The organism is Hydrogenophaga sp. RWCD_12 (genome assembly GCF_046604225.1).
Taxonomy (GTDB): domain Bacteria; phylum Pseudomonadota; class Gammaproteobacteria; order Burkholderiales; family Burkholderiaceae_C; genus Hydrogenophaga.
The window spans coordinates 173,837-197,570 of the sequence record NZ_JBKIXC010000001.1 but is presented as its reverse complement, the minus strand read 5'-3'; the positions used below and the strand labels follow the sequence as shown (position 1 = coordinate 197,570).

The following is a 23,734-nucleotide window of genomic DNA, read 5'->3' as shown; positions in this document are numbered from 1 at the left end:
CCCGGCCCCATGCCCCAGACTCTCGTCATCCACGCCCACCCGCGCGCCAGCGCCTCGCTGGTCACCCAGGCCCTGCGCCGCACCCTGGAAGCACAGCCCGACACGGCCGTGCGCGCGCTCTACGACCTCTACCCTGACTTCGACATCGACATCGCCGCCGAACGCGCGGCGCTGCTGGAGGCCGAACTGGTGATCTGGCTGTCGCCGGTGCACTGGTACAGCGTGCCGGCGCTGATGAAGCTCTGGTACGAACAGGTGCTCGCCTACGGCTGGGCCTACGGGCCAGACGCGCATGCGCTGCGCGGCAAGACCGCCTGGTGGGTCACGAGCGCGGGCGGCCAGCTGAGCGACTACACACCGGGCGGCGTGCACGGTCGCCCGTTTGCGGACTTCGTGGCCCCGATCGAACACACGGCGCGCTTTTGCGGCATGCACTGGCTCGAACCCTACGTCGTGCACGGCGGCCACACCAACTCGCCTGCGCAGATCAGCGCTTGCTGCGGCGGCCTGCTGCAGCGGCTGTCGCAGGCGCAGGCCGCTCTGGGCAGGGGTGCCGCATGACCCAGGCGATCCTGTTCCTGCTCGCCGCGCTGGTGTTTGTGCCGCTGGCGGTGCGCGCCGGGCTGGGCTCGGTGCTTGGCTATCTCGTGGCCGGCATGGTGATCGGTCCGGTCGGCTTTGGTCTGGTGAACGACCCGACCGCGATCCTGCACGTGTCCGAACTCGGCGTGGTGCTGATGCTGTTCGTGATCGGCCTCGAACTCGAACCGCAGCGCCTGTGGGCCATGCGCAAGGCGGTGTTCGGCGGCGGCGCGCTGCAAATGCTGCTCTGTGCGGCGCTGCTGATGCCGGTGGGCTTGCTGCTGGGCTGGAGCTGGCAGGCGTCGCTGGTCGCCGCGCTGGCGCTGTCGCTGTCGTCGACCGCGATCGCGGTGGCGATCCTGCAAGAGCGCAACCTGATGCCGCGCCCGGTCGGCACGACCGGCTTCGCCATGCTGCTGTTCCAGGACATCGCGGCGATCCCTCTGCTGGCGCTGGCTGCCGTGCTCGGCACCGCTGCGCCCGAAGCCGCCGAAGCCAGCCACGGCGCTGCCCACGGCGGCCTGCTGTTGCAGGCAGCGGCGATTGGCGGCGTGGTCGTGGTCGGCCGTTATGTGGCCTACCCGGCGATGCGCTTCGTGGCCCGCATCCAGGTGCGCGAGCTGTTCACCGGCTTCGCGCTGCTGCTGGTGCTGGGCGTTGCGGCGCTGATGGAGTATGTCGGCCTGTCGATGGGCCTGGGTGCCTTCCTGGCCGGCGTGCTGCTGGCGAGTTCGGAGTACCGCCACGCGCTGGAGAACGACATCCTGCCGTTCAAGGGCCTGCTGCTGGGTCTGTTCTTCATCGCGGTCGGCATGAGCATGCAGCTGGGCCTGCTGCTGACAGCGCCGCTGCAGGTGATCGTCGGCCTCGTCCTGGTGGTCGGGCTCAAGGCGCTGGGGCTGTGGCTGCTCGGCCCGGTCGCCCGCCTCACCGGCTCGCAACGCTCGCTGCTGGCGATCCTGCTGTCGCAGGTGGGCGAGTTCGCCTTCGTGGTGCTCGCTGCGGCCAAGGCCTCCTCGGTGCTGCCGCCCGCCACCGCCGACCTGCTGACCCTGATCGCTGCGCTGTCGATGGTGACCACGCCGCTGCTGCTGATCGCCTTCGACCGCCACAGCCGGCCCGACACCGACGACCGCCCCGCCGACACCATCGAAGACAACGAGTCGCCGGTGCTGCTGGCCGGTTTCGGCCGCTACGGCCAGATCGTCGCGCGCACGCTGCTGAGCGCCGGCATCAAGCCGACCGTGATCGACCACGACGCCGACACCGTCGACTCCGCGCGCCGCTTCGGCTTCAAGGTGCACTTCGGCGACGCCTCCCAACCCGACCTGCTGCACGCGGCCGGCGTGGGCAAGGCGCGCGCCTTCGTGATCGCCATCGACGACCGCACGCAGGCCACGCGGCTCGCACAAGAGCTTCACGAAAGCCACCCGGACCTGCCGATCGTCGCGCGCGCCTTCGATTCGGTGCACGAGATGGACCTGATGGACGCGCATGTGCACCATGCCCAGCGCGAGGTGCTGGAGAGCTCGCTGCGCAGTGCCCGCGTCACGCTGGAACTGCTGGGTTTCGACCGCTTCCACGCCCGGCAGTTGGCCGACGACTTCCGGCGCCACTCGGAAGGCGCGGTGAAACACGCCCGCCAGATGCGTCAGGTGGACGAGCGCGACGACATCGTCAAGCGCATGCGCGAAGCCAGGGAAGAATTTGAGCGGCAGATGCAGGAAGACCTGGCGCAGCAGCGCCAGCATGCACCGGCCAAAGGCTGGAACCAGCCCGACTGAAGAAGAAGGAAGAAGCCGCTCAGCGGCCCAGGGCGAACATCAGCGCGGCGCCGACCACCACGCCAATCAGCAGCATCACCACCTGCTTGATGCCACCACCCGGGGGCGGCAGGGGCGGCAGGTCGTCCATCTCGGAGTCCGGCGGCTGCGTCGACTGGAAAGGCTGCTCGATGGTCTGCCCCATGCGCCGCAGCGAACTGCCCGGCGCCGCCCAGCTGGCCCACAGGCCGTGGGCTTCGGTCGGCACGACGGCACCACGCGCCACCGCCGCCTCCACATCGCTCCAGCGGATCAGCACCTGCACCGAGGGCAGAAAGACATCGTCGACCTGGGTGGCTTCCCATTCGCTCGTGTCCTCCATCACGAAGGTGTCGGGGTTGTCCTTGTTCATCTTCTCGCCCTCTCCAATGCGACAGCACGGGTTTTACGAATGCCTGCAACGATATCGGAAACCGCCAGCCGCTGACACCCCCCCGCGCTCCCCTTGTCGGCTGCCCGCGCCTAGAATCCGCGCCCACCATGCAAAAACACAACGACCTTCCGGCCCTGCTGGCCGAGATCCACCAGGACGCCCAGGCGCTGTTCGGCCAGGGGCAGGTGGCCGACTACATTCCGGCGCTGGCCGAAGTGAATCCTCACCAGTTCGGCATGGCGATCGCCACGGTCGACGGGCAGACCCACAGCGTCGGCGATGCCCTCACGCCGTTTTCGCTGCAGAGCATCACCAAGCTGTTCACCTTCGTGCTGGCGCTCAAGCTGGAGGGCGACGCCCTCTGGCAGCGGGTCGGCCGCGAACCCTCGGGCGCAGCCTTCAACTCCATCGTCCAGCTCGAGACCGAAAACGGCGTGCCCCGCAACCCGTTCATCAACGCGGGCGCCCTGGTCATCACCGACATCCTGACCACCCGATACGCCCACCTCGACTACGCCCTGCTGGGCGCGCTGCGGCGGCTGGCCGACGAGCCCGAGCTGCACTGGAACCCGCGCGTGGCCCGCAGCGAGCGCGAAACCGCCCACCGCAACATGGCGATGGCGTATTTCATGAAGAGCCACGGCAACTTCCACAACGCGCCCGAAACCGTGCTCGACAACTACTGCCGCCAGTGCGCCACCGAAATGAGCTGCGCCCAGCTCGCTCAGGCCACGCTGTTCCTGGCCAACAACGGCCGCGACCTCAGCCGCACCGGGCAGCCGGACGAGCAGTTCCTCGGCCCGGACGAAACCCGGCGCGTCAATGCCCTGCTGCTGACCTGCGGCGCCTACGACGCCGCGGGCGACTTCGCCTACCGCATCGGCCTGCCAGTCAAGACCGGCGTGGGCGGCGGCATCGTGGCCATCGTGCCCGAGGTCGGCACGGTCGCGGTCTGGGCGCCCGAACTGGACGCCAAGGGCAACTCGGTGCTCGGCGCCTTCGCCCTGGAACGGCTGGTCGCCGCCACCGGCTGGGGCCACACCAGCTTCTGAGCCCCGGCCAGCGGCCTCAGCCCCAGAGCGGCGGCTTGAACACCATCAGCCAGAAGACCACCACCATCGCCGCGAAGGCCGGGTAACCGAGCCCTTCCCACCAGCGCGCCATGCGCCAGTAGGCGGCCGGCAGCAGCGTCTGGCCACGGCGCGCTGCGGTGTCGGCGATGCGCGCCATGCGCAACTGCAGCGCCACCACCGGCAGCCAGCACAGCCCCGCCAGCACATACATCCCCAGCGCCAACGCGATCCACGGCGTGGTCAGCGGCCAGCCCGCGAGATGCGCCAGCGCGATGCCGCTCAGCGGCTGCACGATCACCGCCGGCGTCGTCATCCACCAGTCGGCCTTGACCACCAGGCGCGACACCACCGCCTGCGCGGCCACCGAGCCGCTGCGGTTGGTCATGAACAGATAGAACGCCGAGCCGAAGCCCGTGCCCACCAGCACCACGCTGGACACGATGTGCAGCGTCTTGAGCAAGAGATACAGGTTCATCGCACGCCCTCCCCGGCGTCCATGCCCCACCAGCCGCTGCCGCGCACCATCAGCGCCAGGATCGGCAGGTTCTTCAACAGCGGCCCGAACGGGTGCAGCCAGGCCCCCGGCACCAGCAGCGTCGCCAGCGCCGTGAACCCCAGCACCACCACGATGCCCGCGCGGCAGGCCGCCGCCCCGGGCCGCCAGACCAGCCAGGCGCCCATCGCCACATCCAGCGCGATGCCCGCCGCCACCAGCGGCGACACCCAGGACGCCGGCACCAGGCCCGCCTCGCTCACCAGCCCGTGGCTGATGCCGCCCCAGCCCAGCGCCGACACCAGCGCCGTGCCCCACCAGAGCGCCACCAGGCTCCAGCGCTCCAGGCCGTTCACGACCGCAGCTCCTTTGGCCACTCCCGCACCGACACCGGCGCCCGGCCCAGCAGGCGCGTCAGCGGCTGCACATCGCCCGTGTTCGGTTGCGCCAGCAGCGCCATCGCCTCGGTGCACCAAGGCACCGCCGGCACCTGGTCGCCCATCCGCGCGCTCAGCCGGCTCAGCGCGTCCGGCAGCAGCGCCACCAGCGCGGGCGAACGGCCCAGCGCGGCGCGCCAACCCGCGATCAGCGCCCGCAGCGTGAACACCTCCGGCCCGACCACCGGCAGCGCATTCGGCCCACCCGCCACCAGCGCATCCGCCTCGCCCTCCAGGCTGCGCCGCACCGCTTCGGCGACGTCGTTCACATGCACCGGCTGCGCCAGCCCGCGCGCCACCGGCCCGGGCAGGATCACCGCCGGCAGCTTCGCCAGTGCGAGAAACATCGCCGTCGACGCGCCGCCCGGCCCGACCACCACGCTCGGCCGCACCACCACCGCGTCCAGCTTGCTCGCCTGCACCAGCGACCACAGGTGCTCGTCGGCCGAGCGCTTGCTGCGCGCGTAGACCGTCTCGCTCTTGTCCACGCCCAGCGCAGACACCTGCACCACGCGGCGCACGCCCGCCTGCGCGCAGGCATCGAACAGCGCCTTTGGCCCCTCGGCGTGCGTCGGCCAGATCGGCCGCCGCCGCGTGTCGCGCAGCACCCCGACCGCGTTCACCACCGCGTCCACGCCCTGCAGCCGCGGCAACCAGTCGGCCGCCGACGTCGCCTGCGCGAAATCGACGCGCGGCCCGGTCACCAGCTCATGCCCCGCCGCCGACAGCGCGGCCGACACATGCCGCCCCACGAAGCCCGAAGCTCCAACGACAAAGACTTTCATGATGCGTCCCTCCGGCACACGCCATCGGCGCACGGCGACACCGAGCGGCGCGCCGCACGGCGCCAGGCCGTCTCGAACACCAGGTGCGCCAGCCAGCGCGGGAACAGATGGCGGTGATCCGCCACCCACGGATACCAGCGGTCGGCCAGCGGCCGCAGCCAGCGCCAATTCAGCGAACGCGCCACCCAAGACACACCCACCGCCTCGTACATCGCCACAAAAGTGTCCACCCCGCGCAGCCACTCACCCGAGGCAGAACGCGCGTGCAGCAGGCGCGCCAGCGCCTCCTTCGTCACACCGGCCGGCGTCTCGAACCCCGGAGCGGCGATGTCCACGAAGCGCAAGCGCTGGTCGCGCTCGTTGCGCAGCATCAGGTTGCGCATCTCGGCCATGCACAACGGGCAAGCACCGTCGTAGTACAGCGTCAGGGGATACAGCGTCTCGGCCATCGCGAACTCCTTGTTGAACAATTCAGTTATTTCGGTCTAGACAGAAATATGAACCGAAAAAAAAGCCCCTGCGACCGGTCAGGTCTCGGAGCGCACGAACTTCTGCACCGACGCGCCCAGGCGCATCACCTTTTCCAGCGTCGCCGGCGAGAGCCGCAGCATCTCGTCCGTCCAGACGCCCAGCGTCTGCATGAAACGCAGCGTCTCGCGCACGCGGTCCTGCGCGTCGGGCGACTCCTTCTCGAACTCCGGCGTGCCCACCAGCGACTGCAGCATCTGCACCGTCGGCTGGAACTCGCGCTCCTTGCGCTGGCGCACGATGGTGCGGAACAGTTCCCACACGTCCGAGGAGGTTTCGAAGTAGTCGCGCCGGTCGCCCAGGACCTGCGTCTGCCGGATCAGGCCCCAGTTCTGCAGCTCGCGCAGGCTGGTGCTCACGTTGGAGCGCGCCACCACCAGCGTGGTCGCGATGTCTTCGGCGTGCAGCGGGCGGCCGTGGAAGAAAAGCAGCGCATGAATCTGCGCCACGGTGCGGTTCACGCCCCAGGCAGTGCCCATTTCGCCCCAGTGGACCACGAAGCGTCGTGCGGTATCGGTCAGTTCCATGGGCGAAATCGTGCGCCGATCCGAAATTTCTGTCAAGACAGAAATTCTAACGGGTCAAAAAACAATTCGTTGCCTGTCAGCCCCCAAGAATCGTGCCTCAATGAATCACAATGACTTACATCCCGACTTGCCTTCCGCCATGAACGCTCCCCGCCAGTACGCTTCATTCCGACTGCTGCAGCTGTCTGCAGCCATGCTGTTTTTCGCCAGCATCCCCCTGTCCGCAGGCCAACCCGCTCGCACAAGCTCGCCAACTGCCGCAGCGCAAGCCCCGTCCCCCTGTAAGGCCGGCGAGACGATTGGCTTTTCCTGCGAGCTGCGGGACCACCGCGTGATCGCCCTGTGCGCTTCGAACGGCTTCGACACCTTCCCCGGCAATCCCAAGGACAACCCCGGCCATGTCTATCTGACGATGACTGCCTCCACCGGCCACGGCGCATCCACCTTTCCTGCACAGGCCAAGGACTTTCGAAAGCACATGTCGACAGGCATGACGCCGGCCGGGGCACCTTACCTGACCGTCGCCACGCACAAAGGCACGTTCTTCTATGTCAATGGCCGGGCGGACGTTCCCGTGTCTTCCAACCCGCAAAACCAACCGGCTGGCTGGGCATTGCCCGCCAGCGGCGACGACTCGCTGTGCACCAGCGCCGGTCACCGCGCGCATTTCGACGCCGTGTTCTCGCAGATCCCGAAGAAAGTCAGTACGGCTCCAGACAAGGGCCGCGACCGGTGACCGCTTGTACGATACAAATTCGGTCCTTCGCTGCTCCCTGCAAGACGCCAGCGGTTGCGCTACGCAGACGACTTTCAACACCCCCCTTAAAACCAAAGAATCAGGTGAGGCAATTCATGAAAAAACTCATTTTTCCGATCTTCATCACCGCAGCGATGGCTGCTTGCGCACAACCAACAAACACCACCAGCGGGGACAGCTCCATGCTGAATGAAATCTACGGCACAAAAATCACCAATGTGGCAACGCAACGCGCCGACGTCAGCGGCATCGTCTCGAGGTACCTGCCTGTTGGAACCAGCAGAACCAAAACGCTCGAACTTCTCAAGGGTCTGGGAGAAGGCAAGATCGATGAGACCCCCGGCCACATCGCCTACACAACCCGTCAGGGTGAAGGAATCAAAGGAAACCGCCGCGACATCCTCTTGAAGATCCAGTTCGACGCCAACAACAACATCCAGTCCCTCACCTCCCACATCGACAAGTCGAACAACCTGTAATTCGGGAGGCCACCATGGCTGTCGAAAAGATCGAGGTGGGCTATCGCAACATCGGGACGATGGGCGGGGTGGACTACCACCACAAGTTCCTGCTCTACACCGACAAGTCGGGGAACCAGCACACCATCAGCGGCTGGACCGACGAAGCCAACACCTCGAAAGAACTGCCCTTTGGAAAAATCAGGGTGTTGGCAGACGCACCCTACAACTCAGAAAACCCTGATTCGGCCGAAAGACATCCCGACCAGAAGCAGTACCGCGAAACCATCACCGAGGGAGCCGACCTCTCGGCCAAGTGGTCGGAAATGGTCGAGAACGCCAAGACCAAAGACAACCTGTATCCCTACGACCCGATCCGCCAGAACTCGAACACCCTGGCGGACAGCGTTCTCAACGATGCCGGACTGAAACAACCGACCCAGGACGGCATCACGGGACATTTGGCACCGGGTTCGGGAAAGCCGTTGGACAAGGATGTCAAACCCAGATCATCGGAGGACCTGGGCATCTCGAACATCGGTGAGGCCATTTCCCTCAACAACAACCAGCCAGCACCGACCGAATTCCAGCTCGCCCTCGCTCCCGAGAGCCAGCAACTTCTGAAGGACAGCGAGCGTCACGTCCGCGCCCTCACCGACCGCCACCAGCTTGCCTGGGACCAGGGCATGGACAACACCGTCCATGCGGTCGCGCTGGAAGCCCGCGAACAAGGCATGACCGGCATCGACCACCTCAAAGTCAAGGACGGACAAATCCGCTTTGCGCAGCAGGACGGGTTTGGCATTCGCGAAGGCCAGGTGGACGCCCGCACGGCCGCCAACACCGACGCCGCCGACTCGCGCGCCCAGATGGCCAGCGCCGACCAGCGAGAACAGACCAACGCACAGACACAGGCCTCGCACCAGTACGCCGAGGCGCGCACGCCCGAAGCACCTGTGATGTCGGTCTGAATACCCGCGATTTCGGGTTCGGCCCCGCCCTAGAATGGGCGAATGAGCTCCAACACCCCCACCAACGCCTCTTCCAACCCCCCTAAAAACAACGCTCCCGCCGCCGCCGAAGGCGAGGAGCACAAGGTCTCCAACTTCCTGCGCCAGATCATCGAGAAAGACCTCGAGACTGGCACCTACGCCAGCCGACAGTGGGGCGGTGGCCCGGGTGATGCCGCCTTCCACGACGCCGGCCAGCCCGACCCGGCCAAGATCCGCACCCGCTTCCCGCCCGAGCCCAACGGCTACCTGCACGTGGGCCACGCCAAGAGCATCTGCCTGAACTTCGGCCTGGCGCGCGACTACGGCGGCGTCTGCCACATGCGCTTTGACGACACCAACCCCGAGAAGGAAGAGAAGGAGTACGTGGACTCCATCCTCGACGCGGTGCAGTGGCTGGGCTTCAACTGGCAGAGCAGCTTCAACGGCCCCAACGGACCCGTCACCGAGGACCACCTGTACTACGCGTCGAACTACTTCGACTTCATGTACCGCGCGGCCGAACACCTCATCACCGCCGGCCACGCCTATGTGGACGAACAGACCGCCGAAGAAATGCGCGTCAACCGCGGCGACTTCGGCAAGCCCGGCGTGGACAGCCCCTTCCGCAGCCGCACGCCGGACGAAAACCTGGTCCGCTTCCGCGAAATGCGCGACGGCAAGCTGGCCGACGGCGCCGCCGTGCTGCGCGCCAAGATCGACATGGCCTCGCCCAACATCAACCTGCGCGACCCGGCCATCTACCGCATCCGCCGCGCCACGCACCACAACACGGGCGACGCCTGGTGCATCTACCCCATGTACACCTTCGCGCACCCCATCGAGGACGCGCTGGAGCAGATCACCCACTCCATCTGCACGCTGGAGTTTGAAGACCAGCGCCCCTTTTATGACTGGTTGCTGGAGCGCCTGTCGGAATCGGTGACCCTGCCTGACGGCAGCGTCGTGGGCGGCCTGCTCAAGGCCCCGCCGCCGCGGCAGTACGAATTTGCGCGACTGAACCTGACCTACGTGATCACCAGCAAACGCAAGCTGGCGCAGCTGGTGAACGAGAAAAAAGTCAGCGGCTGGGACGACCCGCGCATGCCCACCATCGTCGGCCTGCGCCGCCGCGGCTACACGCCCGAAGCCATCCAGCTGTTTGCCGAACGCATCGGCGTGACCAAGAGCGACTCCTGGATCGACTACAGCACGCTCGACGGCTGCCTGCGCGAAGACCTGGAAAACAAGGCCCACCGCGGCATGGCCGTGCTCGACCCCGTCAAGCTGGTGCTCACCAACTGGACCGAGGTGTTCGGCTCTGACGCCTACACCGAAGACTGCACCCAGCCCGCCCTGCCCCACAGCGCCATTGCCGAAGGGCAAACGCCCCCGCCCGACCGCGTGTTCAAGATCGGCAAGGACGTGTGGATCGAACGCGAAGACTTTGAAGAAGTGCCGCCCAAGGGCTACAAGCGCCTGTTCCCCGGCAACGTCGTCCGCCTCAAAGGCGGCTACGTCATCGAATGCACCGGCGTCGGCGCCAAAGACGCAGAAGGCAAGGTGACCGAAGTGCACGCCAAAGTGATTGCCGGCACCAAGAGCGGCACCCCCGGCGCCGACAGCGTCAAGGCCAAGGCTGCCATCACCTGGGTGAGCGCCGCCAGCGGCGTGAGCGCTGAAGTGCGCCTGTACGACCGCCTGTTCACCGACCCGCAACCCGACGCGGGCGGCAAAAACTTCCTGGACGCGCTGAACCCCGACAGCCTGAAGGTGGTGACCGCCTACGTCGAGCCGTCACTGGCCGCCGCGAAGCCGGACCAGAAATTCCAGTTTGAACGCCACGGCTACTTTGTGGCCGACAGGGCGGACCACGGCGTGGGTGGGAAAGTGGTGTTCAACCGGGTGACGGGGTTGAAGGATTCTTGGGGGAAGTGATCTTCCCAGTTGATTCAGATTGGTTTCTTGTTGACATAAAAGCAGAGAGCGGCCTCCGGGAAATTGCATGATTCTCAAATCCCTATCTATCCAAAATTACAAGAGCTTCCTTTCAAGACAGGAAATAGCGCTCGACCAGGGATTCAATCTATTAATAGGATCAAACAACTCCGGCAAGACTTCCATTCTTGACTGCTTACGACTAGACCCAAATCTTGTAGACCCCCACCGATCTCGCATCACGTCGCCAGAGTTTGGTCATTTTCAACCTTCAGCGTCAATACTCACTGCAACCCTTGCATGCAAGTTTTCTGAATACTGGAGCTCAAACAGAACCAACTTCGTAGCACTTCCACTTACTTCCACGCCAATTAATGAATTGCAAGAAAAAATCAAGCAATTCATTGCCGAAGACGGAATAATAAAATTAAACTACGAATTTGGATCCGGAATAAGCAAGCTATTTTATACATACGAGAATTCGCTAAAAGAGATAGTCTCCAGTAACGTATATGAAGGCTCAGTAGTTTTCTCCGGGAAGATCACAAAAGCCCAGCAAGAAAACGAATTTTCAATCGAAATTGGAGGAAATGGAGACACCAACAATCAGTGCGCCGTCCAATTTGAAACCTATAGAAACAGAATCTATAAGTTCAATGCGCTTCGTAGACCGAGTGCCACCTGCGGCGTAGCAACAACACCAATTTTAGATGCAGAAGCGACAACACTGCCATACTGCATTAACCATCTAAACTCCACAGATTCGCATGCCCATGAGCAACTTTGCTCTTGGGTAAATAGGATCTTTCCAGATGTAGCCTGGATTCAAGCGCCTCCAAACTCGGGGGGAATGTTTGATCTGATTTGCCTTCCAGAGCATCCGCGAGAGCAAAGACCAGATCTTGCAAAATCGGTATCTTCGATGGGAGCAGGGATAGGAAATGTCATTGCAATCCTATATGTAGTCCTCACCTCACGCCTTCCACAGGTCATTGCAATAGATGAACCAAATGCATTTCTTCACCCAAGGGCATTGAGAGAACTACTATCCATCCTCGAAACAAATGGCAGTCAGCATCAATACATTCTTACCGCTCACTCTGCAGACGTACTTACCGCAATCAAACCTACAACAATAACCATACTGGAACTTAAAAACTATTGCACAACCGCAAAGCAAGTTGACCACAAAGAGCTGTACCAAGTTCGCAGCGAGCTATCTGATCTTGGGATTCGAATAACGGATCTTCACTCAAAAGACCGTGTGCTATGGGTTGAGGGACAAACAGAAGAAATCGCCTTCCCAGACCTTCTCCGTTGGTCATGCCCTGAACATGCCGCAGGCATAGCGGTGTTGCGAGTGGAGAAGACCGGAACATTCGGAAAGAAGAGCATTGCAGCGTCCGAAGTTGCCAGCATCTATTCTCGACTGTCAGAATCATCTGCTCTTGCCCCGCCAATGGTGTGCATTTTACTGGATGGCGAAACTAAAAGCGTAGACGAAAAAAACAAAGCCACAGACGAATCCCGAGGCAAGCTAAGGTTTCTTGACAGAAGAATGATTGAGAATTACATTCTCAATCCCAATGCCATTCAAGCCATTCTAATGGATCGAGGAACCAGCACCTCCATTGAGTCTATAGAAGCCATACTAGGCAAATTAATGGCAGAAGAAAGTATTTCAATGATAGATGGCGCATCTGCACTTAGAGGCATCTTCTTAGAGACCTCTAACGCAAAAGTGGAGTTTAGGAAAACAAGAGACACTCCAGCTCTAATTTCTTGGATCATTAAAAATGATCCAGAATTCCTAAAACCTCTTAGATCATTTCTAAGAGGTTTATTCCTTCTACCAAATATCGATTAAACACCTGCGCATACAGAGGATTCCAGGCGCAGAGCCAACCAAAGGCAGCCGACTCTCTTTAAGTCACGGTACTTGAGTGTCACCTACATGCTCGCCAACCTCACCCCCTTCCTGCTCCACTGGGCCATCACCGCGGTCTCGCTGTGGGTTGCCAGCCACTTGTTCAAGGGCATCCGGTTCAGCAGCACGGGCGCGCTGGTGGTGTCGGCGCTGTTGCTGGGGCTGGCCAACGCAGTGGTGCGACCGCTGCTGGTGCTGCTGACGCTGCCGCTGACCCTGATCACCTTCGGCCTGTTCCTGCTGGTGATCAATGCGCTGATGCTGTTGCTGGTGGCGAAGCTGGTGAACGGTTTCAAGGTCGACGGGTTCTGGACGGCGCTGTGGGCCAGCCTGTTCATTGCGGTGCTGAGCCTGGTGCTGGGCGCGTTCGTGCTGGGCGGCACGCCCGACTTCCAGATCCAGACCAGCCCAGCGCCGAGGTCGGTGTGGCTTTGAAAACCTATTTTGGGTATGATTGAACCCAATATGGGTATTTCAAGCACTCCCACTCCTTCGTCCGCCGCCGACGCCCTCTTCCCCAAGGTTCGCCAGCGGGTGCTGGCCGTGTTGTTCGGCGCGCCGGACCGCAGCTTCTACACGAACGAGGTGATCGGCCTGGCGCAGTCGGGTGCGGGCGCGGTGCAGCGCGAGCTGGCCGATCTGGCCGGTGCGGGTTTGCTCACTGTGCGCAAGCAAGGCAACCAGAAGCACTTTCAGGCCAACGCAGCGTCGCCGGTGTTTGCCGAGCTGCGCGGGCTGGTGCTCAAGACGATGGGGCTGGCCGATGTGTTGCGCGCTGCGCTGGCGCCCCTGGCGCCGCAGATCGAGCGGGCCTTCGTGTTCGGCTCCATCGCCCGTCAGCAGGACACAGCGGCCAGCGATGTGGACCTGCTGGTGGTGAGCGACACGCTGGGTTACGGCGAGGTGTTTGGCGCGCTGGAAAACGCCAGTCAGACGCTGGGCCGACCGATCAACCCTGCCCTCTACACCGCAGCCGATTTCCGCGCCCGGCTGGAGGGCGACAATGCGTTCATCAACCGCGTGATGCAACAGCCAAAGATATGGCTGATCGGCCAGGAGGAATCACCGCAGCATGAGCCCGACAAAACCACTTGAAAACAGGGAGCGGCATTCGAACCCTCGCCGCTCCGAAAAGTTGCTTGAAGCAGGCTTGACCGTTCTGGTCATCGGCATTGCCCTCTGGGTGGCGCCGGTGTTCCTCAACGGGAACCCGATCTTGGGCGCCTTGGCTAAAGGCTTGCGGATACCGGCCCAGCTGTTGACCTGCATCGGCGCGGTGCTGCTGGTGATCTACGCGCTGGTCAGGAGAGCCGCTGAACCAGAGGAAGAAGCTCCAAGCTCTCCCCGCGCGACCACACCGCGGCGCAGCCGCAACGCCACCGAGCGCAAAGACCCGGTGATGGCGCCGCTCCCCAGCGAGCAGCAGCCGCCTGCGCTGACCTCGTGGAACGACGACGTGCTGGCAGTGATCGAGTGGCGCCGTTTCGAGGCACTGGTCGAGGCGCTGTTTGCACAGGCCGGTTTCGAGACACGCAGCCAGTCGCACGGTGCGGACGGCGGCGTCGATATCTGGCTGCATTCAAAGAACGCCGAGGGGCCGGTGGCGGTGGTGCAGTGCAAGCACTGGCAGGGAAAGCCGGTGGGCGTGCGTGAGATGCGCGAGTTCCTGGGCGTGATGGTGTCGCACGGCCTCCAGCGCGGCACCTACGCGACCTCGTCGACCTACACCAGCGACGCGCTCGCATTCGCCAAGGCCAACGGCATCAACGCGCAAGACGGCAGCGCCCTGCTGCGCATGATCCGCAGCCGCTCGCCCGAGCAGCAGGCCGCGCTGCTGGCGGTCGCGACCGAAGGCGAGTACTGGCGCCCGACCTGCGCGAGCTGCGGCGTGAAGATGGTGGAGCGTGCGCCGGAGAACGGCGGCGCGGCGTTCTGGGGTTGCGTGAACTACCCGCGGTGCCGGGCGACGTTGCCGATGCGGAATGCGTAGAGGTACCGACGCGCGCTGAAGCGCAGGGAGACCGCTTTCCTCCCCTCTCGGAGTACCCGTTTCCTCCTCCTGAAGGATGCGGCGCTCGCCTCGGGTTCCTAGCATTCGCGCATGTCCTTCGGGCATGGAGGTGCCGGATGTCCACCGAGCGAAACGTCCCCTTGCGTTCATTGCGCGAGCGCGTGATCCAGACCCTGTCGTACGAGCTGGGGGCGCTGCTGATCGCCGCACCGCTGTACCAGTGGTTGTTCAGGGTGTCGGCGGGCGAGTCGTTGCAGCTGCTGGTGACGCTGTCGGTCGCGGTGATGCTGTGGTCACCGGTTCACAACACGGTGTTCGACTGGCTCGATGCCCGCTGGTTTGGCCGCGTGGCCAGCGACCGCCGTGGGGCTTCGCGCTGGGTGCACGCGTTCAGCCACGAGCTGTCGACCTTGTTCGCCACGCTGCCGCTGATTGTGTGGATGGGCGGCTATTCGTGGTTCGACGCCCTCCTGCTCGATCTGGGGTTGACCCTGTTCTACACCGTCTATGCCTGGGTTTTTCACTGGTGCTTTGACCGCCTGCGGCCGATCAGGACGCCGAGCGCAACGCCCGCACCTTCTCCAAGGAGTCCATCATGATCCGCACCGAACAGTTTGGCGTTCACCTGATGTTCGACGGCTACGGCGCTTCGCCCGAACGCCTGTCCAACCTCGACATGCTGCGCAACCTGCTCAAGGACCTTCCCCGCGCGCTGGGGATGCACGCGATCTGCGAGCCCTGCGTGGTGGAAGTCGGCCCGCTCAACCGCAAGGACCCGGGCGGCCTGAGCGGCTTCGTGATGATCGCCGAGAGCCACATCAGCTTCCACACGTTTCCCGCCCGCCGCTTCGTGAGCGCCGACGTCTACACCTGCCAGAACGACATGGACACCGAGAAAGTGAAGAACCTGCTGTCGATCGCGTTCTGGGCCGAATCGGCAGAGGTGAACGTGGTGCCGCGCGGGACGCGGTATCCGGCGGAGAACCTGGTCTGACGCGGCAGCCGAGAATGCGGGTGTTTCCCAACCCGTGCTGCTGCGCCACCCGATGCCCCGCCCCCACCACCACGTCTATGTGATCGAACTGCACCCGGATGTGCTGCAGGAGCGCAAGTTCCGCCAGTGCAACCCGGGTTACGTCGAAGGCAAGCCGTGCGTGTATGTGGGCATGACGGGGCTGGACCCGGACGTGCGCTTCGACAAACACAAGGCCGGCATCCAGGCCAACGCGTACGTGACGAAGTACGGGCTGCGGCTGCTGCCCGATCTCTACGAAGGCTTCAATCCGATGACCTACAAGGCTGCGCAGGAACGCGAGGTCGAGATCGGCATCGACCTGCGCTCGGCGGGGTTCGGGGTCTGGCAGGCTTGATCTGGTGGCTGGTCACCGGGATGGCGCCGCGTCTGGCTTCACTTCCGTCGTGATCTCGCGGATCACGCCCCCGCCGTCGACGCTGCCCCGCGCCTGGCCGTCGCCATTGACCAGGCGCTCGCAAGTCGCGCGGTCGGCTGCATCCTTGTGCACGCCGCAGCGGGCCAGTGCGTTGCGGCGCCAGTCGGTGGAGGTGGTGTTGTCGCCAGCCTTGCCCTGCAGGGCCTCCTGACGGGCAGCGCCCGCTTCGCGCAGGCAGGACTGACGCGCGTCAGTGTCTTGCTTGCCCATGCACGTGCTGCGGTCGGTCTGGTATTGGGCGTTGATCGTGTTGCGGTCGATGCCAGCCGCGAAGGCGTGTGCCAGCGGCGCCATGAGGACCAGTGCGCAGGCCAGGCGCCGGAGGGCTTTGGGAGGGCTGTTCATGCGGTTGCTCCTTGCGGGCAGGCAGCCAAGAAAGATGTCCGCCCCGCCTCGGCCCTGCATGACAGACCCCGGCGCCGGGCCGAAGTTCCTTTGGCAGGCCTCGCTCAGTGCCGCTCGGGCACCTGGTCTGCCTCGTCGCCCCACACGCGGTTGATGCGGCGACCGCGTTTGACGGCCGGGCGTTCGCCGATGGATTTGGCCCAGCGTTGCACGTGCGTGTACTCGTGCACAGACAGGAATTCGCCAGCGCTGTAGAGCTTGCCTTCGACCAGCCAGCCGTACCACGGGTAGATCGCGATGTCGGCGATGGTGTATGCGTCGCCGGCCATGTAGGTGTGCGTGGCGAGGTGGCGGTCGAGCACGTCGAGCTGGCGCTTGGTTTCCATCGCGAAGCGGTTGATCGGGTACTCGAACTTCTCGGGCGCGTAGGCGTAGAAATGCCCGAAGCCGCCGCCGAGGTAAGGCGCAGATCCCATCTGCCAGAACAGCCAGTTGAGCGTCTCGGTGCGCGCGGCATGGTCCTTGGGCAGCAAGGCGCCGAACTTCTCGGCCAGGTACAGCAGGATGGAACCGGACTCGAACACGCGAGTGGGCGGCTCGGTGCTGCGGTCGAGCAGGGCCGGAATCTTGGAGTTGGGGTTGACGTCGACGAAGCCGCTGGAGAACTGGTCGCCGTCGTTGATCTTGATGAGCCAGGCGTCGTACTCGGCGCCGGCGTGGCCGAGCTCCAGCAGCTCTTCGAGCATCACCGTCACCTTCACGCCGTTGGGCGTGCCCATCGAATAGAGCTGCAGCGGGTGCTTGCCGACGGGCAGCGCCTTGTCGTGCGTGGGCCCGGCGATGGGCCGGTTGATGTTGGCGAATTTGCCACCGTTGGCCTGGTCCCAGGTCCAGACGGCGGGAGGGGTGTAGGGGGTCTTGGGGGTGGGGGTGTCGCTCATGGCCGCATGGTATTCCAGCGGCGGACACCCCGGTGCGGTCAGTGGTGAATGACCTGCCGCAGCGCGGCGGCCAGCTCGGAGGCCATGAACTTGGCGACGTAGGCGTCGGCCCCGACCGACTGCACATGGGCTTCGTTGGTGGTGCCGGTCAACGAGGAGTGGATGACCACCGGGATGGACTTGAAACGCGGGTCCTGCTTGATGTTGCGGGTGAGCGTGAAGCCATCCATCACCGGCATTTCCAGGTCGGTCAGCACCACGGCCACCTTGTCCAGCGCCGTGCGGCCTTCGGCCTGAGCCTCGGCTTCGATGGTCTGCAGGCGGTCCCAGGCTTCCTGGCCGGTCTTGGTCATGACGAAGGACACACCCATGGCGCCGAGCCCCTGCTCGATCATCATGCGCGCGACCGGCGAATCGTCCGCGGCCAGCACGATGGTGCCCTGTGGCAGCACGACCGCGTCGCCCGCCTCCTCCAGCGCGGTCTCTTCCTTGTTGCCAGGCATGACGTTGCGCAGGATCTGCTCCACGTCCAGCACCTGGATCAGCCGGCAGTCTTCGGTGTCGCCGTTGAGCTTGGCGATGCTGGTGACGAGGTCACCGCCATTGCCTTCAGCGGCCAGCACGTCGGTCCAGTCCAGCCGCACGATCTCGTCCACCTCTTCGACCGCAAAGGCCTGGGTGGTGCGCGCGTATTCGGTGACCATGAGGATGTTGTGCCCGCGCTTGGGCGTGCAGCCCACCATGGCCGGCAGGTCGATCACGGGAATGATCTGGCCGCGGATGTTGGCCACGCCGAGCACCTGCGGCGGCGCGTTGGCGATGCCGGTGATCTTGGGCATGACCAGGATCTCGCGCACCTTGAAGACGTTGATGCCGAACAGCTCGCGGCGCTCGCTGTCGGGCGCCTCGCCGAGCCGGAACAGCATCAGCTCGAACTGGTTGTTGCTGGTGAGCTGGGTGCGCTCATGGGCGTCGTGCAGCGAACTGCTCAGGCTCGTGGTCATGGTGGCTCCGGTGAATGTCTCCTTGCAGGATAAAGAGCAACGCAGTTCACCTAAGGGCAGATATGGGCCGTGAAGGCTCGCCTTTTCCGGACGCCAGCATCGACCCGAGCGACCATTTCCCGGGGGGCGTCAGGGTTGCGCAGTCCAGGCCCGCAGCGCGCGCAGCATCGGCGTCTTCTTGGACTGGTGCCCCGCCATGCGCCGGAGAATGTCGTCGAGCATCCGGATGGCCTCGTCGATGTACGGGCCCTTGTTGAGCATCACGCACTCGGCGCGCACGCCCATGCTGGCGTCGGAAATTTCTGCGCGCGACGGTATGCCTGTCTTGGCCAGCGTTTCCAGCACCTGCGTCGCCCAGACCACGGGCATGTGCGCGGCTTCGGAACACCAGAGGATTTCTTCCTGCACTTCGGCCATGCGCTCGTAGCCGCATTCGACCGCCAGGTCGCCTCGCGCGATCATCACGCCCGCCGAAGGAGCGGCCATCGCGGCCAGCATCAGCTCGGGCAGGTTCTCGAAGCCCAGCAGCGTCTCGATCTTCAGCAGCACGCCGACCTTGTCGCCGCCCAAGGCCTCGAGCATGTGCAGCAACTGGTGGACATCGTCCGGCCGTTGCACAAACGACAGGCCAACGACGTCGGCCACCGTCGCCACGGTCTGCAGGTCTTGCAGGTCTTTGTCGGTCAGGGCTGGCAGGTCCAGCTGGCTGTCGGGGAAGTTGATGCCCTTGTCGGCCATGAGTTTTTCGCCGGTGTCGCGCGCCTGCACGACCTCCAGCTCCAGGTGGCGGCGCGAGGCTTTGCGCACCACGGCGCCGATGCGACCATCGTCCATCCAGACCCGCTCGCCGGCGCGCACCTGGCCGATGACTTCGGGCAGGGTGCAGGAGATCCTCGGCGGCGCAGCGCCCTCCGTGTCGTCGCCCGGCACGGGATCGGCGGTCAGGTGCAGCAGGTCGCCCCGGTGCAGCCGGATCGCGGCCGGTGTGGGTGCGATGCCGGCGGGATAAGCGGTGTGGATCCGGCGGCCGTGCGGAGACTTGACCGACAGCGGCGTCTCTGGCGTGAGGTAGCAGGTGTCCATGCCCTCGACCACCGCACCTCGGTCATCGCTTTCGACCACGAGCAGGCGGCGCTTCTTGTCCCTGGCGTCGGTGAGGTGGACCTGATGCCCGGTGCGCAGACGTGCCAGCCAGTCTTTGTCGACCACGACGCAAGGCACAGCGGCTGTCGCCGCATCGGATGCCGTGTGCTCCAAGCGCAGCCGCCAGGGATGGGTGGCAAAGCCGAGTTCGTCGCGCAGCGGCTTGAGCTTGAGCACCGCGGGCCCCTCGGCCAGAGGCCCGGTGCGGATCTTGGGACCCCCCAGATCCATCAGCACCTTCACTTCACGCTGCGCCGCCTTGGCCGCACGCCGCACCAGCCGGGCCATGGACTTCCAGGCCGACGCATCGTCGTGCGCACAGTTGATGCGCGCCACGTCCATCCCGGCCTCCACCAGCCGGCGCACCATCGCAAGGTCGGTGGCAGCTTCGCTGGGCAGCGTCACCATGATGCGCACCTGCCGGTCGCGGGCCACTGGTCCCAGGAGCGCCAGCGAGTGCAACTGCAACAACGCCGGCCCCGACACGCTGCCCACCGGCTCTTCGTCCGAGTGGTCGTGCCACCCCTGGCCGGTCAGCCGATGCAGCAGACCCAGCACCTTGTCCACACTGGCCAGCACATGGGACTCCGAGCGCCCCAGGGAGGACACTCCCAGCCACGCCAGCTGCCCCTGCAGATCGCGCAAGTCGGTTGCCCGCATCGCCAGGAAATGCACCAGGTTGCGGGCGCTGTCGCGCTGATGGGCGCCGACACGCTGGATGGCAGCCGCGAATCGCTGCTCGCTGTCCAGCATCGACCGGCGCAGCGCCCAAAGGCGATCGATCAAGGAGAGGCAGACTTCGCGGTCCCACAACGGCGTCGAGGATGCGGACGGGTGCGAACGGGAAGGCTTGTGTGTCTTGACCATGACCCGTTTTACGACAAACAGGTTTCAACCCTGTGTCAATCGCACGCACCAAGGCAGATTCAGGGAGCCCACACTGAAACGACACCACCAGCCGGGCCAACCAGGCATGCTGACCACCCCGGGCAACGACGGGAATGGAGGAACGCGGGGCTCACGCCTCCCACTGAACCACCGGCCCCAGCTTGCGCTCCGCCAGGAACACCGCCTCGCGCAGCGACAGCGCAATGCCGCCGTCGTGCCATGACTCGTGCCGCCCGGGCGGGTGGTAGCGGATGTAGAAGCACTCGGTCGCCTGGTCGGCGGCGAGCTCTGGCGGGTCTTCGGGATCGTGCGTGCCGAACAGCGTGTGGTGCTGCACGATGCGCACCGGGCAAGCGGTCAACCCGCCATAGAACCAATGGCCCTGCTTGATGGCTGGCAGCCGGTCGACTTCGCTCATGTGGTGGGTTCCTGCAAAACGGTGCAGACGTGGCGAAATGCTACGTCCCCTGCGCTGTTGCCAGCAACAGGTGACCCTCGACTTTCAGGCAGTTTCAAGACACCGGGAGGGTTTCCGTGTGGCAAGCTTGAGCTTTGCTGGACAAATACCAAAGGGAGGATAAATGGCTTTATTGCGTTGGGTCTTTTCGCTGCTTCTGGCTACACCGGCCTTTGCTGCCAGCTCTCTTGGCGACGCGGTTGAGGAGGCTCGTCAGATCTCCGAGACGGTGGACAAGCTCTTCTACACCCGCCAGTTCCAGGCGATCAACGATTTGGACAAGGAGCTGAGGACAGTCAAAGAAAGGCAACGCCTCTCGGACGGGCGTTGGAGCGTCACCTTTTTGTACGACCAACTGGACTCCGCCAGCTTCAACAACAAGAACTACGAAGAATGGGGGGTGAAGTCCCAACTGGTCGTGAATTGGGACATGCAGACCCCGTTCAACTCCGCCCCGAAAATCGCCTCGTCCTACATCAAGCTGGGATATGCATGGGCAATCCGAGGTGGCGGCTACGCCTCGCAGATCGATCCGGAACGGTTGCGCTTTTTCAACCGGATGGTTGGAGAGGCCCGCAGCCTCCTGGAAAGTCCCACCTTCGAAAAAGAAAAGCACCCTCTCTGGTTTCTCCAGATGCTGACGATTGCCAATCTCCAATCCTGGGACCCACAGAGCTTTGGTGCATTGTTCAACGCAGCCGTCACCGCCTATCCTGGATATGAGTTTTTATATTTCAAGGCTGCAGACTATTACCTGCCTCAATGGCACGGGAGCAAAGCCCAGATACGAAAATTCGTGGATGACGCAGTCACCCGTACCAAGGCAACCGAAGGCATGACCATGTACACGCGCATCTACTGGTACATGTTGTCTGAACTGGGAGACAAAACTTTCGATGCCGGCAACGCGGAGTGGCTTCCGATGAAGCAGGGTTTCGAACGCCTGATGCAGGACTACCCCAACTCACAGTGGAACCTCAATGCGTTTGCCTACTACGCGTGCATGGCCAAGGACTGGAATACTTTCCGGAAGCTCCAGCCCGGAATCGGCGACGCGCCAGCCATGGCCTTGTGGAAGCAACCCTCGCGGTTCTACACCTGCATCGAACTTGCGAAGAATCCTGCACTCTTGGAAGTTCCGGCCAATGGTTCCATACGGTGAGAGGCGGAACCATCAGCTTTCTCAAAGCGCCACACAGTGACTGCCCAATCCCGAATGACCACCCGCAATCGCAAGTCCGCCCACACTCGCTCTGACAATGCCGACCCGTCACTGATCGGCCAGGCCATCCTCTCGCTGATCGGCAAGGTGCCGTCGTCCAAGGAACCCAAGAGCCGCCAGCCAGCGCAAGACGCGCGCCGCAAGGCCAACGCTGCGGCGGCCAAGGCGGCGCTCGCCGCGGGCGCGCTGGCGCTTCCACCGGGCGTGGTCGGGTGGCTGACGATCCTTCCGGAAATGATGGGTGTCTGGAAGATCCAGAAGCAGTTGGTGGCCGACATCGCGGCGATCTACGGCAAGCAGTCGACGCTGACGCCGGAGCAGGTCGTGTACTGCCTGTTCCAGCACACAGCGGCGCAGGGTGTGCGCGATCTGGTGGTGCGCGTGGGCGAGCGCGCGCTGGTGCGCAAGGCCTCGCCGCTGCTGATCCGCAACATCACCCGCCGCATCGGCGCGAAGCTGGCGCAGAAGGCGGCAGGCAAGGGCATGGCGCGCTGGGTACCGGTGATTGGCGCGGTCGGCATGGGTGCCTATGCCTACGTCGACACCGCACAGGTCGCGGCGACGGCGATCGATCTGTTCGAAGGCGTGATCGAGGTCGAGGCGGTCGAGGTCGACGGGCGCTGAACCTATCGTGGGAACATACGCACCATGACCACGCCCACCGACACCCCCTCGGCGACCGATCCCCGTATTTACGGCTATCACGCCCATGTGTACTTCAACGCCGACACGCTCGCGCAAGCGCGCTCCCTGTGCGAGGCGGCCGCAGCCCGCTTTCCACTCAAGATGGGACGGGTGCATGAGAAGCCTGTGGGGCCGCACCCGGACTGGAGCTGCCAGCTGGCCTTCAAGGCAGCCCTGTTCGCCGACGTGATCCCCTGGTTGCTCCTGAACCGCCAGGGTCTGGTGGTGTTCGTCCACCCGATCACCGGGCAGGATCTGGTCGATCACCGCGACCGCGCCCTGTGGATGGGCGCCGTGCGGCCGCTGGACCTGAGCGTGTTGCCCGAGACATCGGTCGAGTACGACCTCTGAGCCTGCTCCATCCGCCATGTCGATCTCCCCGATACCTACCCTTGAGTCAGAGCGGTTGATCCTTCGGCCGTTCCGCCAGTCGGACTTCGAGCCGATGGCCGCGTTCTTCGCCGACCCGGTGTCGGCCTACTACGGAGGGCCCTGCAGTCGCGAAGATGCGTGGCGCAAGTTCGCGGTGTATTCGGGCCACTGGCTGCTGCGCGGCTACGGTCCCTGGGCACTGGAAGACAAGGCTTCCGGCCAGTATGTCGGTCTCACCGGCCTCTGGTACCCCGAAGGTTGGGCCGAACCGGAGATCACCTGGGCGCTGGTGCCCGGCGCCCACGGCAAGGGCTACGCCACCGAAGGCGCGCGCCGGGCGCTGCAGGCCGCGTACGAAGACTTCGGCTGGACCACGGCGGTCAGCGTGGTGTCGGTGCACAACCCGGCCTCACAGGCGGTGGCGCAGCGACTCGGCGCGACCCTGGAGCGTGAGATCACCTACCGCCACGGCCAGGCGAATCTGTACCGGCACCTGGACTTGGCACAGCTGATCGCGGGTTGAGGC

Annotated in this window: 29 protein-coding genes; 18 read left to right on the top strand and 11 right to left on the bottom strand. The window is 64.3% G+C overall.

Translation table 11 applies throughout. From position 1 onward, the window contains the following. Positions 1-9 precede the first annotated feature (9 nt). Both ACLIJ1_RS00985 and ACLIJ1_RS00980 read left to right on the top strand, forming a co-directional pair. A complete protein-coding gene (locus ACLIJ1_RS00985; RefSeq protein ID WP_411363610.1) occupies positions 10-561 on the top strand; it encodes an NAD(P)H-dependent oxidoreductase in 552 nt (183 codons plus the stop codon). Continuing rightward, positions 558-2,366: a monovalent cation:proton antiporter-2 (CPA2) family protein gene (locus ACLIJ1_RS00980; protein ID WP_411363609.1), complete on the top strand. Its 1,809-nt coding sequence runs from the start codon at positions 558-560 to the stop codon at positions 2,364-2,366. The genes ACLIJ1_RS00985 and ACLIJ1_RS00980 overlap by 4 nt, the downstream gene beginning before the upstream one ends. 19 nt (positions 2,367-2,385) lie before the next feature. Here the strand turns inward: ACLIJ1_RS00980 and ACLIJ1_RS00975 are convergent, their stop codons facing one another. After that, the gene (locus ACLIJ1_RS00975; protein ID WP_411363608.1) at positions 2,386-2,757 is read right to left on the bottom strand and encodes a hypothetical protein; all 372 of its coding nucleotides are present in this window, start codon (positions 2,755-2,757) and stop codon (positions 2,386-2,388) included. Positions 2,758-2,885: 128 nt separating this feature from the next. Here ACLIJ1_RS00975 and ACLIJ1_RS00970 point away from each other — a divergent pair, with 128 nt between their 5' ends. Further along, a complete protein-coding gene (locus ACLIJ1_RS00970; RefSeq protein ID WP_411363607.1) occupies positions 2,886-3,830 on the top strand; it encodes a glutaminase in 945 nt (314 codons plus the stop codon). A 16-nt stretch (positions 3,831-3,846) separates the two neighbouring features. Here ACLIJ1_RS00970 and ACLIJ1_RS00965 read toward each other — a convergent pair whose 3' ends face one another. The 5 genes from ACLIJ1_RS00965 to ACLIJ1_RS00945 form a co-directional block, all read right to left on the bottom strand. Then, positions 3,847-4,326, bottom strand: coding sequence for a DUF2269 family protein (locus ACLIJ1_RS00965; RefSeq protein ID WP_411363606.1), 480 nt, complete (start codon positions 4,324-4,326; stop codon positions 3,847-3,849). After that, the gene (locus tag ACLIJ1_RS00960; protein WP_411363605.1) at positions 4,323-4,700 is read right to left on the bottom strand and encodes a DoxX-like family protein; all 378 of its coding nucleotides are present in this window, start codon (positions 4,698-4,700) and stop codon (positions 4,323-4,325) included. The genes ACLIJ1_RS00965 and ACLIJ1_RS00960 overlap by 4 nt, the downstream gene beginning before the upstream one ends. After that, positions 4,697-5,566 carry an NAD-dependent epimerase/dehydratase family protein gene (locus ACLIJ1_RS00955; protein WP_411363604.1) on the bottom strand — a complete coding sequence of 290 codons (870 nt, stop codon included), beginning with the start codon at positions 5,564-5,566 and terminating at the stop codon, positions 4,697-4,699. Before ACLIJ1_RS00955 ends, ACLIJ1_RS00960 begins: the two co-directional genes overlap by 4 nt. Beyond that, positions 5,563-6,015 carry a thiol-disulfide oxidoreductase DCC family protein gene (locus ACLIJ1_RS00950; RefSeq protein WP_411363603.1) on the bottom strand — a complete coding sequence of 151 codons (453 nt, stop codon included), beginning with the start codon at positions 6,013-6,015 and terminating at the stop codon, positions 5,563-5,565. Before ACLIJ1_RS00950 ends, ACLIJ1_RS00955 begins: the two co-directional genes overlap by 4 nt. A gap of 78 nt (positions 6,016-6,093) precedes the next feature. Then, positions 6,094-6,621 carry a GbsR/MarR family transcriptional regulator gene (locus tag ACLIJ1_RS00945; protein WP_374410550.1) on the bottom strand — a complete coding sequence of 176 codons (528 nt, stop codon included), beginning with the start codon at positions 6,619-6,621 and terminating at the stop codon, positions 6,094-6,096. Between ACLIJ1_RS00945 and ACLIJ1_RS00940 the strand changes: the two genes are divergently transcribed. The 11 genes from ACLIJ1_RS00940 to ACLIJ1_RS00890 all read left to right on the top strand — a co-directional run bounded on the left by ACLIJ1_RS00940 (position 6,620) and on the right by ACLIJ1_RS00890 (position 16,071). Beyond that, positions 6,620-7,357, top strand: coding sequence for a hypothetical protein (locus ACLIJ1_RS00940; RefSeq protein ID WP_411363602.1), 738 nt, complete (start codon positions 6,620-6,622; stop codon positions 7,355-7,357). The genes ACLIJ1_RS00945 and ACLIJ1_RS00940 overlap by 2 nt on opposite strands. Before the next feature lie 116 nt (positions 7,358-7,473). Further along, a complete protein-coding gene (locus tag ACLIJ1_RS00935; RefSeq protein ID WP_411363601.1) occupies positions 7,474-7,857 on the top strand; it encodes a hypothetical protein in 384 nt (127 codons plus the stop codon). A gap of 14 nt (positions 7,858-7,871) precedes the next feature. Next, the gene (locus tag ACLIJ1_RS00930) at positions 7,872-8,807 is read left to right on the top strand and encodes an XVIPCD domain-containing protein (protein ID WP_411363600.1); all 936 of its coding nucleotides are present in this window, start codon (positions 7,872-7,874) and stop codon (positions 8,805-8,807) included. Between the two features lie 42 nt (positions 8,808-8,849). Beyond that, positions 8,850-10,763, top strand: a complete 1,914-nt coding sequence (locus ACLIJ1_RS00925) for a glutamine--tRNA ligase/YqeY domain fusion protein (protein ID WP_411363599.1) — start codon at positions 8,850-8,852, stop codon at positions 10,761-10,763. A gap of 67 nt (positions 10,764-10,830) precedes the next feature. Further along, complete coding sequence (locus tag ACLIJ1_RS00920; protein WP_411363598.1) at positions 10,831-12,630, top strand: ATP-dependent nuclease; 1,800 nt, start codon at positions 10,831-10,833, stop codon at positions 12,628-12,630. A gap of 87 nt (positions 12,631-12,717) precedes the next feature. Further along, a complete protein-coding gene (locus ACLIJ1_RS00915) occupies positions 12,718-13,125 on the top strand; it encodes a phage holin family protein (protein ID WP_411364760.1) in 408 nt (135 codons plus the stop codon). A gap of 15 nt (positions 13,126-13,140) precedes the next feature. Further along, positions 13,141-13,785 carry a nucleotidyltransferase domain-containing protein gene (locus ACLIJ1_RS00910; RefSeq protein WP_411363597.1) on the top strand — a complete coding sequence of 215 codons (645 nt, stop codon included), beginning with the start codon at positions 13,141-13,143 and terminating at the stop codon, positions 13,783-13,785. A gap of 55 nt (positions 13,786-13,840) precedes the next feature. Next, positions 13,841-14,680, top strand: coding sequence for a restriction endonuclease (locus ACLIJ1_RS00905; protein WP_411363596.1), 840 nt, complete (start codon positions 13,841-13,843; stop codon positions 14,678-14,680). 137 nt (positions 14,681-14,817) lie between these two features. After that, positions 14,818-15,300: a PACE efflux transporter gene (locus ACLIJ1_RS00900; RefSeq protein WP_411363595.1), complete on the top strand. Its 483-nt coding sequence runs from the start codon at positions 14,818-14,820 to the stop codon at positions 15,298-15,300. Beyond that, positions 15,297-15,695 carry an S-adenosylmethionine decarboxylase gene (gene speD / locus ACLIJ1_RS00895; protein ID WP_411363594.1) on the top strand — a complete coding sequence of 133 codons (399 nt, stop codon included), beginning with the start codon at positions 15,297-15,299 and terminating at the stop codon, positions 15,693-15,695. The genes ACLIJ1_RS00900 and speD overlap by 4 nt, the downstream gene beginning before the upstream one ends. 52 nt (positions 15,696-15,747) lie before the next feature. Further along, on the top strand, positions 15,748-16,071 hold the full coding sequence (locus ACLIJ1_RS00890) for a hypothetical protein (RefSeq protein ID WP_411363593.1): 324 nt from the start codon (positions 15,748-15,750) through the stop codon (positions 16,069-16,071). A 12-nt stretch (positions 16,072-16,083) separates the two neighbouring features. On the opposite strand, the gene ACLIJ1_RS00885 is transcribed toward ACLIJ1_RS00890, so the two are convergent. The 5 genes from ACLIJ1_RS00885 to ACLIJ1_RS00865 all read right to left on the bottom strand — a co-directional run bounded on the left by ACLIJ1_RS00885 (position 16,084) and on the right by ACLIJ1_RS00865 (position 20,891). Then, positions 16,084-16,497, bottom strand: a complete 414-nt coding sequence (locus tag ACLIJ1_RS00885) for a hypothetical protein (RefSeq protein ID WP_411363592.1) — start codon at positions 16,495-16,497, stop codon at positions 16,084-16,086. A gap of 104 nt (positions 16,498-16,601) precedes the next feature. Beyond that, positions 16,602-17,438 carry a glutathione-dependent disulfide-bond oxidoreductase gene (gene yghU / locus ACLIJ1_RS00880; RefSeq protein ID WP_411363591.1) on the bottom strand — a complete coding sequence of 279 codons (837 nt, stop codon included), beginning with the start codon at positions 17,436-17,438 and terminating at the stop codon, positions 16,602-16,604. Positions 17,439-17,476: 38 nt separating this feature from the next. Beyond that, a complete protein-coding gene (locus ACLIJ1_RS00875) occupies positions 17,477-18,442 on the bottom strand; it encodes a chemotaxis protein (RefSeq protein WP_411363590.1) in 966 nt (321 codons plus the stop codon). Positions 18,443-18,571: 129 nt separating this feature from the next. Further along, positions 18,572-20,398: a pyruvate kinase gene (locus ACLIJ1_RS00870; protein ID WP_411364759.1), complete on the bottom strand. Its 1,827-nt coding sequence runs from the start codon at positions 20,396-20,398 to the stop codon at positions 18,572-18,574. A 205-nt stretch (positions 20,399-20,603) separates the two neighbouring features. Beyond that, a complete protein-coding gene (locus ACLIJ1_RS00865; protein ID WP_411363589.1) occupies positions 20,604-20,891 on the bottom strand; it encodes a hypothetical protein in 288 nt (95 codons plus the stop codon). 163 nt (positions 20,892-21,054) lie between these two features. Here ACLIJ1_RS00865 and ACLIJ1_RS00860 point away from each other — a divergent pair, with 163 nt between their 5' ends. Genes ACLIJ1_RS00860 through ACLIJ1_RS00845 form a run of 4 tightly spaced genes read left to right on the top strand, consistent with a single transcriptional unit; the run spans position 21,055 to position 23,731 of the window. Further along, positions 21,055-22,092, top strand: coding sequence for a hypothetical protein (locus ACLIJ1_RS00860; RefSeq protein WP_411363588.1), 1,038 nt, complete (start codon positions 21,055-21,057; stop codon positions 22,090-22,092). Positions 22,093-22,146: 54 nt separating this feature from the next. Beyond that, positions 22,147-22,776 (top strand): hypothetical protein, encoded by a 630-nt coding sequence (locus tag ACLIJ1_RS00855; RefSeq protein WP_411363587.1) that lies wholly within the window; start codon positions 22,147-22,149, stop codon positions 22,774-22,776. Positions 22,777-22,800: 24 nt separating this feature from the next. After that, positions 22,801-23,187 carry a DOPA 4,5-dioxygenase family protein gene (locus ACLIJ1_RS00850; RefSeq protein WP_411363586.1) on the top strand — a complete coding sequence of 129 codons (387 nt, stop codon included), beginning with the start codon at positions 22,801-22,803 and terminating at the stop codon, positions 23,185-23,187. A gap of 55 nt (positions 23,188-23,242) precedes the next feature. Further along, positions 23,243-23,731, top strand: a complete 489-nt coding sequence (locus tag ACLIJ1_RS00845) for a GNAT family N-acetyltransferase (RefSeq protein WP_411363585.1) — start codon at positions 23,243-23,245, stop codon at positions 23,729-23,731. The last annotated feature ends 3 nt before the right edge of the window (positions 23,732-23,734 follow it).